Source organism: Oleiphilus sp. HI0080 (genome assembly GCF_001635135.1).
Genome location: NZ_LWFU01000382.1, coordinates 1 through 10,566, shown reverse-complemented (window position 1 = coordinate 10,566; position 10,566 = coordinate 1). Strand labels below are relative to the sequence as shown.

The window sequence follows — 10,566 nt, the reverse complement described above, 5'->3', positions numbered from 1 at the left end:
AAAGCATCAAGCTTGCCGATAAACGCGTCGAGCGCGCTTTTTGAATCGAAGTCGCATTCAAATTTGTTATGAAAGAAGATATGTAATTTCACACGCGCATCTTTTAGTAAAAGATTATAACCATCAAAGTCTGAGCTGGCGCTTACGCCATACAGACGATACTCATCACCCTCTTGCTCGCCAAACTGGCGAATCAATTCAAATGCTTTTAGCGCCTTGCGTACTTCAATTTTCTGCTTCAGATCATCCATCATGTATTTGCTCAAATCTACCATTATCATGCATCGCTGCGTTCTCATTGTTTCTACGTGATCGTAACGATGATGGACTATGCGTAGAGCCCCTTAACTCTAATCGTACTTGTGAAGCATCGCCTACCATCTTGGCCATCTTGGATATTGCCCAAAGCCTTGCGTAGCAGTAACCTTCGATCAATCTTCTCAAAATCAATAACAAAAAGAGCCGCGCGCCCTATGCACTCCAACAACCCTGTGCCCTCTGAGACCTCTGCACCCCTGCAGGATTCGATTCTGCAATATCACGCCTTGAGTAAACTCCTAGCCGAAGCGGGTATTAGTCAGCCAACACTCGTTATTGATCAGGCCGCTTTAAATCGCAACATTGCGCAGCTAAAGCAAATACTAAACGAGGGTTTTGTGCATCGCTTAGTGGTAAAGTCCTTGCCTTGCATGCAGCTGATTGACCACATCAGCGCTCAAACGCAATCCGAAACGCAACGCTTTATGTGTTTTCATGCTCCCTTCATTCAGCAAATTGCGTCACGCTATGCATTGAGCGACATATTGTTAGGAAAACCACTTCCCGCAGCGGCTTTCGAACAATTGCTTGTTTGGTTTATGCAGCAACCAAAGAGCAAATCGGCACCGAAGTTGTCACAAGTTCAGTGGCTGATCGATAGCCACGCGCGTCTTGAGCAGTATCAAGCAATCGCTAAAAAGCACCACGCAAGCTTGCGGATAAATCTTGAAATAAATATCGGCTTACATCGAGGTGGTTTCAGCCTTAATGCAGAATTCGAAGATACGATCACGCTTCTCGAAAAAAGTAATAATCTAAGGTTTGCGGGATTAATGGGGTATGAAGCACATGCGGCGAAGATCCCCTCTATTTTAGGTGGGCTGAAGGGTGCGCTAGATGCCAGCTGGCATAGCTACGAAGCGTTTAAAGAGCGTGTCGAGCATCTCAGTGTGCCTGGCACCTGCTTTAACTCCGGAGGCAGTACTACGTTCACCGAGTACACCGCGAAAGCGCCTTGCAATGAGCTCTCGGTAGGCTCAGCTCTGCTTAAGCCATGCGACTTTGACCTGCCGCATCTCACGCAATTTGAGTCCGCGGTTTTCATCGCAACCCCTCTTTTAAAGCGCGTTGATCGCATCTCAGTTCCGGGCCCCGCAGCACTGTCTTCCTTGTTGAGAAAAGCAAAACAGTTGCCGCTTTGTTCGGGGTATATCTACGGCGGCAATTGGCTTGCAGAACCCTGCTACCCTTCAAGCGCAAAACTAGTGCCTATATTTGGTCGATCAAGTAATCAGGAGTTGTATGCTTTTGACGATAATTGCGCCATTCAAGCCGATGATTTAATGCTTTTTCGACCAAAGCAAAGTGAATCTGTATTACTTCAGTTTGGCGATGTCGCAGTGCTGAACCATGGGCAAATAGACACATGGTGGCCCGCGTTGACGCAGGGAACGCGTTTTGACCTAGGGTCATCGCCCTCCTCAACACCCTCCTCAACACCCTCATCGACAAGCTCGTCTGCGAAGCAGAGTGGCGTACATGACGCGACAACTGAGGGTAAACAACAATGATCATGCTTGTTGTGCTGCTATGCCTTTTGTTTCCCGCACTACTGGTCTGGCTTGGGCATAATCTGAGCTGGGTTGATAAGCTCGGCCTTGTCTTGCTCTGCTTTGCCTCCGGAATCCTACTCAACACCGCTGTGCATGCGTTGGATTGGCATGCGATCACGTCATTAGATGGCCTGTCTGGTGCACAAACCCAACTCACGGAAATCAGTATCGCGCTTGCCATCCCTCTATTAGTCATGTCGATCAATTTAAAGGTTGCACTAGCACATGCCGGCCTCACAGCCAAAGCGATGATCGCCGCCTTCGCCTCTATTTTGTGCTGCACCTTTGCACTGAGCTTTGCGTTCAACGGCCATATAGAGGCCTTATGGCAGGTCGCCGGACTCGCAGTCGGGGCGTATACTGGAGGTGGCCCAAATATGGCTGCGATTAACGCTGCGATAGAGGGCGACCAAACCATATTCGTGCGCATGACCAGTTACGACATCATGCTGTCTGCGTTATTTCTATTGTTTGTCCTGAGCGTTGCCAAACCCATCTTCAAATATTTTCTACCTGCCTTTAAGAAAGAAGATCAAGGCCAGAATACAGACGCCATTCACTTTGCACATCTTGGCGACGAACGTTCTGCAAGCTACGCTGAACTAGTACGTGTTAACAACCTGGGCGCCTTATTCAAAACAATGCTCGTTGCAGCCGTCATTGTTGGCTTAAGTTTGGGGGTGAGCGGCTTGCTGCCTAGCTCAATGCAATCCTCAGCTACGATTATTCTCATCACGACACTGGGAATGGCGTCGTCGTTCATTCCTCCGGTTCAGCACTTGAAGATCAGCTTTCGGCTTGGAATGTATCTCGTGCTGGTATTTTGCTTCACGATGGGAAGTATGACGAATCTGGCGATTCTGGCAGACATCGATGCAGCGCTCTTTAGCTATATTGGGCTTATGCTTATTTGTGCCTTGCTTGTGCATGCGACAATTTGTCGCTGGCTAAAAGTAGACGTCGATACGTTTTTAGTGACCGCGTCAGCAGCAATCATGTCCGTACCTTTTATTCCTGTCATTGTCGGCGCATTGCGCAACCAAGCCCTGCTCGTCCCTGGCTTCTGTGCAGCGATTATCGGATATGTGCTCGGGAACTATTTTGGGATTGCCGTCGCGTTTAGTTTGAAGGCGCTGCTCGGTACGTAACTCGACCGAGCCCTTCTTGTTTGGATTCGTACATGGCTTCGTCCGCAGCTTCGAATACCGAAGTCCAATCACGGTGCTCCGGCACCTCAAAAACACTGTAACCAATCGACAGCGAAATATTGATTTGTTGATCATCAAAAGAGATCGCTTGTTCGCAGATACGCGACGCGAAACGTTCTAGCAACTGGTGCACTTTTTCTGCCTGCACACAATCTAATATCACAATAAATTCGTCACCACCCCAGCGCGCGAGAATGTCACCATCTCGCAATTCTGCAATAGCTCTGCGACTCAACTCGGTCAGTACCTCATCACCACCTGAGTGACCATACTGATCATTAATCGCTTTAAAGCTATCAATATCAATTACAGCAATCGCAAAACCATCACCCTGATCGTTGCTGCGACTTGCGAGCTGCTCTAACGCGTCCTCTGCTGCGCGGCGGTTCCACAAACGCGTCAGATGATCAATTTTAGTTTGCCGATCAAGCAAGCTCACTTGATCTAGTAATGAACGATAGACCTTTCTACCCGCAACCACCTGAGTGGCGAGTTCCGCCAAAAGCGCCAACTGCCGCAATCCATTTAGCTGACCAGGCGCAAACATACGCGGCACTCGATCGATAATACAGATCGTACCGAGCTTGTATCCGTTCGCTGAAACAATCGGGCAGCCGGCATAGAAACGAATATGCGGCTCGCCAGTGACTAGGGGATTATCTGCGAATACCGGATCGCGCAGCGTGTCCGGAATGTAGAGCAAGTCGTCTTGCAATATCGCATGACCGCAAAAACTCTCGTCACGCCCCGTTTCATGAACTTCAAGCCCTTGAATAGATTTGAACCACTGCCGGTTTTCATCTACCAGGCTAACGGCAACAATCGGCACGTTGAAGAGCTGCTTCGCGACGCCGGTAATCGCCTCGAACCACTTGTCGGCTGGTGTGTCCAAAATGTTAAGGCTATGCAGGTCTGCAATGCGATCACGCTCATTTTCAGGTTTTGCTGGTTTTTGCATGACGAGTCTTAAGACGATGTGAATTATTATGGATGCACCTAGCTTAGACGAGAAAAGCGCTTAGGCAAACTTACCCAGCCTAAACCCAAGGTCGAGCAGCGGTTTAGCTTTGGCAGTTAGTGCGTATCCCACTTGTTTTCAAACAAAAACTCGGCCAAAGGCGTCTCTTGCGCCCATTCCTCTTGGACGAGCATGGGCTTATCATAGAACTGATCGACATGGCCTAGACACAATATAGCGACTGGATGACTGTCTTCGGGCATATTCAAAACCGCTTTAAGTGCCTGTGGATCAAACAGCGAGACCCACCCCATACCCAAGCCTTCTGCACGCGCCGCCAACCAAATATTTTGGATAGCACAGGATAGCGATGCAAGATCCATTTCTGGTAACGTCCGTCGACCAAAAACATGTTGCTCTCGCCCATCCGGCAAAGCCGCGATCACCAACTCGGAGCATTGCCTTACACCCTCGACCTTTAGCTTTAAAAACTCAGCCTTTCTTTCTCCTAACGCAATGGCCGTTTGTTTGCGCTCATCGTCAACCAAACCATAGATACGCTCCCTGAGCGCCAAGTCCGTAATACGAACAAACCGCCAAGGCTGCATCAGCCCAACACTTGGCGCCATATGCGCGGCCTTGAATAATCTTATTAACACGTCTTCGCTGACCGGTTTGCCATTGAAATGTCGCATGTCTCGACGCTCAGCCATGACGCGATAAATGGCAGACTTATCGTCCTCGTTGTAAGTGAAAGGGTTACTCATACGCTACCACGTCAATATCGCCGCTAAAGAAAGATAGAACCCTATTTCGCTCACCTGCTGCACGGCCCCTAAGGTATCTCCGGTATATCCACCAAGCCATTTTCTAAGCTTCAAGCAGAGGTACAGCACGGGAAGCCCCATGGTTAGGGTTGCAAGCCAAATATCACCAACTAGCAAAAAGCAAAACGCCGGCAAGGTGATGCAGGTCGCTATCAGAAAGTCTTTGTTTGCAAAATGCTTGGTGATCGGTTTGGCTTTGCTCAACGCGTCCATTCGCACATAGCGCATGAGGCGCATCACCAAAACGCTGTACCAACGCGAGACCACATTCGCGACAAGCAGTGCAAGCGCAACATATTCGATAGGCAATTGAGCAAGCAAAGTAACTTTCAACATAAGTGCAAAGCCGAGTCCAACCAACCCGTATGTGCCGACACGGCTGTCTTTCATAATATCGAGAATTTGCGCCTTATCCCAACCACCTCCTAGACCGTCACACGTGTCCGCTAAACCATCTTCATGGAAAGCACCCGTGGTGTAGATGCCGATGAGCACCGCTAAGACAACAGAGACCTCTTGGGTAAACAGCATATTCAAACCCAGAAACGATCCCGCACAGGTTGCGCCAACAAGCCAACCGATCAAAGGAAAATAGCGGCTAGCATGGTCTTGGATATTCTGATCCGTACTGTCGAGCGATGGCAAAGGAATGCGCGTGTAGAACATCAGCGCATAGTGAACCAAACGCAATTGGTGCCTGATGATTGACGCAACTTCTATCACGATAAAAAACCTTGGTTAGTCTGCTTCAGAGACGCCAGCTTGTTCAAAGCTCGCCATGTCATTCATAAAGCGCACCGCCGACTCAACTAAAGGGAACGCCAACGCACAGCCTGTTCCCTCACCTAAACGCAGATCGAGCTTTAGTAAGGGTTCAACATTCAAGTCACGCAATAGTGCCTGATGGCCAGCCTCATGAGACTGGTGACAGAACACCGCATGCCTCGCCATCCGCGTATCCATTTTGCTTGCCACAAGGTAGGCGGCAGAAGCAATAAAACCGTCTACCAGTATCACCATATCCCGCTGCACCGCTTCAAGCATTGCGCCAACCATCTGGGCGATCTCAAAACCGCCAAAGGTTTGTAAAACGCGCTCTGGCTCTTCGATACGACCATGATGGGAAAATGCGCTTTGCAGCACCTTGAGTTTGTGATTCAACTGCTCGTCGTCTAGCCCTGTTCCGCGTCCAGTCATGGACTCCAAAGACATACCGCTCAACTGACAAATCAGTGCCGTCGCAGCGGTCGTGTTCGCAATGCCCATCTCACCAAAACCAAGCACATTACAACCTGCTTCTGCCAGATCAGAAACTAACTCCCTTCCATAGTCCAATGCTTGTTTCAGCTGATCGTGGCTCATCGCCGCTTGCCTTAAAAAGCTCTTCGTCCCTTTCGCAATTTTTTTCGGAACGACACCCAAGCCCTCTGGAAAGTCATAATTAACGCCTGCATCAACCACACAAAGATCCATAGCATGCTGCTTAGTAAACACGTTGATCGCAGCGCCTCCTGAAACAAAATTCATCACCATTTGCCAAGTCACTTCTTGCGGATAGGCGCTCACCCCTTCGTGCGCAATACCATGATCACCAGCAAAAACAACGATCGTAGGCTTGATCAGCGTTGGCTCTAGCGTTTTTTGAACTAAACAAATTTGCATTGCCAAGGTTTCAACAAGGCCCAAAGCGCCGAGAGGTTTGGTCTTTGAGTCAATTTTGTGTTGGATTTGAGCACGAAGATCCATCTTAGTAATCGACACCTTTTCGTGCCTTCACGCCAGCCTTGTAGGCATGTTTGATCTCTTTGACCTCTGACACCGTGTCACACACCTCTCGGAGGGCGCTGCCGCCGCCACGACCGGTAACGATGACACTTTGCTCAGGAGGACGATTGGCAATCGCATCGACAATCATCTGCTCATCCAAATATTTATAGGCGATCATGTAGGTCAGTTCATCGAGCAGAACCAAATCCAGGCTCGTGTCTTTTAACATGCGCGCCGCTTGCTCCCAAGTTCGCTCGGCGGCCTCGATGTCAGAGGTTCTGTCTTGCGTGTTCCAAGTAAAACCGGTGCCCATCTGATAGAAGTCGACTTCAGGCATTTTCTCTTTCAGGAAGATCTCTTCACCAGAAAGCTGTGCGCCTTTGATGAATTGCACCACGCCGACTTTTTGGTCATAACCAAGGGCCCGCAGCACCATACCGAAACCGGAGCTGCTTTTGCCTTTCCCGTTGCCGGTTAACAACAATGCAATACCACGCTCTTCGTCCGCGGCTGCGATGTGCGCATCCACGTTTTCTTTTTGCTTTTGCATCTTCTTTTTGTGCGCTTCGTTCTTATCGCTCTCGCCAGTCATTACTCGCTCCTGTTACTTCGTTCAGTGTTTATGGTGCCCAATGCGGGCCACTTAAAACTCACTTACTCAACGTGCTCTGTGTTCTTATCGCATCAAATCGCTCGCACACCTGCTGCATGCCATCCAAGGTTCGATACGAAAATCGATGCAATAAATCGCCATCAAAAAATACGATCTGCTCATTCTTAACAGCGGGAATTTCAGGCCAGTTCTGCCACATTTCAACGGCTATTTCCCCGCCATGATGCGTCGGTACGACAATCACATCCGGTTGCTTTTCAATGACACTTTCCAAACTCACCTGCGGATAATCCAGTGCTGGATCGCTAAAGACATTCTCTCCACCGCAACCGCTAAACAGTTGATTAATCCAGCTGCCCGCGGCCATTGTGCGCAACGGTTTAGACCACAATTGATAGAAAAACCGTACCTTCGCAGCGTCTTGATATCGGTTGCGCAATGCCTCTAAGCGCTCTAAATAAGCACTAGCCAACGCGTCACCTTGTTGCTCATAACCAATCCGCTTGGCGATCGCTTGAATTTCCAGTGGAATATCTTCAAGTCGCTTCGTCTTGCTTAAGTGAATAGGAATCCCAAGTGATCTAATACGCGCCAAGTCCTTTGCTGGGTTGCCGCCCTCCCAGGCAATCACGACGTCGGGCTGCAATTCCAAGACGCGGTCTATCTGAATACCATCATAATTCCCGATCCTCGGGATATTGAGCGCGGCTTCCGGGTAATCTGCAAACTCAGTGGTACCAACAATTTTATCGCCTGCGCCCAGCAAGAAAATAATTTCAACAGAGTGCGGCGACAAAGCAATAATGCGCTCAACAGACTCCGCTTGGGCTGAATGATTTAAGCCATCGGCGGCTGCGTGCGCACATGCCATACATAACAGAAACCACATCAGGCCCGTCTTTAATGCTTGGAAATACCGGCCAAGGTGCACGGATTGGATAAGACCCAAAAACAACTTACGATGCATGCGTTTCTCTTCGATATAAGACGAGCAGAAAAAAGGTACTACCAATAGCAGCGGTAATGATGCCAACCGGTAGTTCAAAATCACCGTGGAGTGTTCGCGCCAGAACATCGACCCAAACCATAAATACACCGCCTAATAATGCGGTAGCGATATAGACATTAATTGTGCGACCCTGAATCAAACGACGAACAATGTGAGGGATCATCAAACCGACAAAACCAATCCCGCCACAATTCGCGACTAATACTGCGGTCATCAGGGAGCTTAGTAATAGCATTCCTAAACGAAGCTTCACGACAGAAACACCCAGCGCACGTGCGCTTTCATCACCGGCAAGCATGGCTCTAAGCGGTCTCGAAAATGAAATAAAAACCAGCAAACCCACCCCCACGACAACAATCACACCAGTTAGGCTCGACCACTCTGCTCGGGAAAAACTACCAAGGGTCCAAAAAATAAGCGACGATGCGGCCAAAGGATCCGACATATAGAGAACCAAGCTTGTCGCTGCACTAAACATAAATGAGCAAGCCACTCCAGCGAGAAGCATACGCTCGATACTGCCGCTTCGGCCGGCAAGTGCGACCACCAACACAACCGAGAGCAGACTACCTAGCAACGCGCCCACCGTAATCGTGAACTCACTAAAGGCGGATGCCGCGCCCAAAGACGTGCCGGTTATACTCGCAATGACTAACACCGCGCCAAATGAAGCGCCCGAAGAAATACCAAATAAGTAAGGGTCTGACAGCGGGTTTCTGGTAACGGTTTGCAACACCGCACCGGCGAGCGAGAGCCCTGCTCCCGTTAAAAATGCCAAGACAGCACGCGGCGCTCGTAACTCTAAGATAATACGCTGCTTTACCTCGCCAACAAGCGGCTCAAGGTCGCTGGAACCCAGTTCAAAGACCAAGCCCCAAATGCTTTGAACCACATCCTGCATCGAGATATTGGCCGCACCAAACGCCATAGACGCCACAAGACTGACAAGCGTGATCAACAACCAAGCTAGGGTGAACACAACATTAGGCGTCATTATTCTCCCCCAAAGCATGATATGCATAGCTAATCCGAGGATGGCCGTAAAGTGGATGTTGATCAACAACACAACAGGCTCTAAACACATCCCCGATCATATCTTCCGTTATAACCTGCTGCGGCGAGCCAGAAGCCACAATACGCCCTCGGTGTATAACATGCAGCTCGTCGCAAAACGCGGCGGCCAAATTCAAGTCATGAAAGGACGCAAACACCGTAAGCGGCATGGCTTTGACTGAGCGCAATACCTCGAGCTGAAAATGAATGTCGAGGTGATTCGTTGGCTCATCCATAATGAGTAACGACGGGTTCTGAACAATTGCGCGGGCCAGAAAAACGCGCTGTTTCTCTCCACCCGATAAATTGGAAAACAAGGACTTCGACATGCTGTCTAACTCAAACTCTTCAATCAACTCATCGATACGCTTCATCTCTTGCTGAGAGTCCGGCTCAAACAGACCTTTATGTGGCGTCAAGCCCTGAGCGACAACCTCTCGTACAGTCAGACCCATATGCTCGCTTTGCTCTTGGAGAATCACCGCAGTTTGCTGCGCCGCTTGCTTCGTTGAGATGCTCCAGATGTCCTTGCCGTTTACCAATACCTTGCCAGAGCTCGGCTTGTGCACGCGATAAACACTCCGCATGAGCGACGACTTTCCCGCACCGTTTGGCCCAATAAGGCCGACGAACTTCCCTTCCTGAATAGAAAGGTCAATGTGATCAAGAATACGACGCTGCGTGTTGGGCACATCCCAGCAGAGACCTTGAATGTCGAGATTCAACGTCATGGCTTGACGCTCACAGGCAGTCCCGCAACGATTAAATCAACCCGATCAACAGCAGCTGCAAGGCGCTGGTGCAGCCTACCCGTCTCATCGCAAAACCTTCTTGATAATGCATCAACAGGCATGATGCCCATGTTGGTCTCATTGGAAACAAGTAGCAGTGGTTTAGTGAAATGCTTAAGCTCTTTTTCGAACTCGGCGACATAGTGCGCGAGGCGGTCGGAGACCTTGGGTTTTACAAGCAAATTGGTAATCCAGAGGGTTAAGCAATCAACAATCACAACCTCAACACTTGGGTCGCGGTCCAGTTGCTTTAACGCAGCGGCGAGATCGATAGGCGCTTCTTTAGTTTGCCAATGTGCAGAGCGATCAGCGATATGACGTGCGATGCGTGCCTTCATCTCCTCGTCTAAAGGTTCTGCGGTGACTACAACCGCAACCTTGTCAGATAACGTTCTCGCCGAGTTTTCTGCGTATCGACTTTTGCCAGATTTAACGCCACCCAGTATTAGGTGCTTCATACTCGCCCCTC

General features: G+C 49.5%; 12 protein-coding genes. 2 read left to right on the top strand and 10 right to left on the bottom strand.

What is annotated here, in order from left to right; all coding sequences use genetic code 11:
- The coding region (locus tag A3751_RS06400; RefSeq protein WP_068453519.1) for a DUF3081 family protein at positions 1-281 on the bottom strand (281 nt) is incomplete at its 3' end.
- Between the two features lie 192 nt (positions 282-473).
- On the opposite strand from A3751_RS06400, the gene A3751_RS06395 reads away from it, so the two are divergent.
- Complete coding sequence (locus A3751_RS06395; RefSeq protein WP_068453517.1) at positions 474-1,829, top strand: alanine racemase; 1,356 nt, start codon at positions 474-476, stop codon at positions 1,827-1,829.
- Positions 1,826-3,019, top strand: a complete 1,194-nt coding sequence (locus A3751_RS06390) for a DUF819 family protein (protein WP_068453515.1) — start codon at positions 1,826-1,828, stop codon at positions 3,017-3,019. Before A3751_RS06395 ends, A3751_RS06390 begins: the two co-directional genes overlap by 4 nt.
- On the opposite strand, the gene A3751_RS06385 is transcribed toward A3751_RS06390, so the two are convergent.
- From A3751_RS06385 to cobU, 9 genes are all read right to left on the bottom strand, one after another.
- The gene (locus A3751_RS06385; protein ID WP_068453513.1) at positions 2,991-4,037 is read right to left on the bottom strand and encodes a sensor domain-containing diguanylate cyclase; all 1,047 of its coding nucleotides are present in this window, start codon (positions 4,035-4,037) and stop codon (positions 2,991-2,993) included. The two genes, A3751_RS06390 and A3751_RS06385, sit on opposite strands and share 29 nt — an antisense overlap.
- A gap of 116 nt (positions 4,038-4,153) precedes the next feature.
- Positions 4,154-4,804 carry a 5,6-dimethylbenzimidazole synthase gene (bluB, locus tag A3751_RS06380; RefSeq protein WP_068453511.1) on the bottom strand — a complete coding sequence of 217 codons (651 nt, stop codon included), beginning with the start codon at positions 4,802-4,804 and terminating at the stop codon, positions 4,154-4,156.
- A 3-nt stretch (positions 4,805-4,807) separates the two neighbouring features.
- Entirely contained in the window at positions 4,808-5,587 is a 780-nt protein-coding gene (gene cobS / locus A3751_RS06375) for an adenosylcobinamide-GDP ribazoletransferase (protein WP_082863093.1), read from the bottom strand.
- A 15-nt stretch (positions 5,588-5,602) separates the two neighbouring features.
- Positions 5,603-6,625: a nicotinate-nucleotide--dimethylbenzimidazole phosphoribosyltransferase gene (gene cobT, locus A3751_RS06370; RefSeq protein WP_231876853.1), complete on the bottom strand. Its 1,023-nt coding sequence runs from the start codon at positions 6,623-6,625 to the stop codon at positions 5,603-5,605.
- On the bottom strand, positions 6,612-7,223 hold the full coding sequence (gene cobO, locus A3751_RS06365) for a cob(I)yrinic acid a,c-diamide adenosyltransferase (RefSeq protein WP_068453507.1): 612 nt from the start codon (positions 7,221-7,223) through the stop codon (positions 6,612-6,614). Before cobO ends, cobT begins: the two co-directional genes overlap by 14 nt.
- A 58-nt stretch (positions 7,224-7,281) precedes the next feature.
- Complete coding sequence (locus A3751_RS06360; protein WP_197466209.1) at positions 7,282-8,211, bottom strand: cobalamin-binding protein; 930 nt, start codon at positions 8,209-8,211, stop codon at positions 7,282-7,284.
- Complete coding sequence (locus tag A3751_RS06355; protein WP_197466208.1) at positions 8,201-9,247, bottom strand: iron ABC transporter permease; 1,047 nt, start codon at positions 9,245-9,247, stop codon at positions 8,201-8,203. The genes A3751_RS06360 and A3751_RS06355 overlap by 11 nt, the downstream gene beginning before the upstream one ends.
- A complete protein-coding gene (locus tag A3751_RS06350) occupies positions 9,237-10,037 on the bottom strand; it encodes an ABC transporter ATP-binding protein (protein ID WP_068453504.1) in 801 nt (266 codons plus the stop codon). The genes A3751_RS06355 and A3751_RS06350 overlap by 11 nt, the downstream gene beginning before the upstream one ends.
- Positions 10,034-10,566: bifunctional adenosylcobinamide kinase/adenosylcobinamide-phosphate guanylyltransferase (gene cobU / locus A3751_RS06345; protein WP_231876852.1), on the bottom strand; the 533-nt coding region annotated here is incomplete at its 5' end. The genes cobU and A3751_RS06350, both read right to left, overlap by 4 nt.

Coding starts and splice junctions, on each gene's coding strand:
- A3751_RS06395 (WP_068453517.1), top strand. CDS start 474: ATGCACTCCAACAACCCTGTGCCCTCTGAGACCTCTGCACCCCTGCAG.
- A3751_RS06390 (WP_068453515.1), top strand. CDS start 1,826: ATGATCATGCTTGTTGTGCTGCTATGCCTTTTGTTTCCCGCACTACTG.
- A3751_RS06385 (WP_068453513.1), bottom strand. CDS start 4,037: ATGCAAAAACCAGCAAAACCTGAAAATGAGCGTGATCGCATTGCAGAC.
- bluB (WP_068453511.1), bottom strand. CDS start 4,804: ATGAGTAACCCTTTCACTTACAACGAGGACGATAAGTCTGCCATTTAT.
- cobO (WP_068453507.1), bottom strand. CDS start 7,223: ATGACTGGCGAGAGCGATAAGAACGAAGCGCACAAAAAGAAGATGCAA.
- A3751_RS06360 (WP_197466209.1), bottom strand. CDS start 8,211: ATGCATCGTAAGTTGTTTTTGGGTCTTATCCAATCCGTGCACCTTGGC.
- A3751_RS06355 (WP_197466208.1), bottom strand. CDS start 9,247: ATGACGCCTAATGTTGTGTTCACCCTAGCTTGGTTGTTGATCACGCTT.
- A3751_RS06350 (WP_068453504.1), bottom strand. CDS start 10,037: ATGACGTTGAATCTCGACATTCAAGGTCTCTGCTGGGATGTGCCCAAC.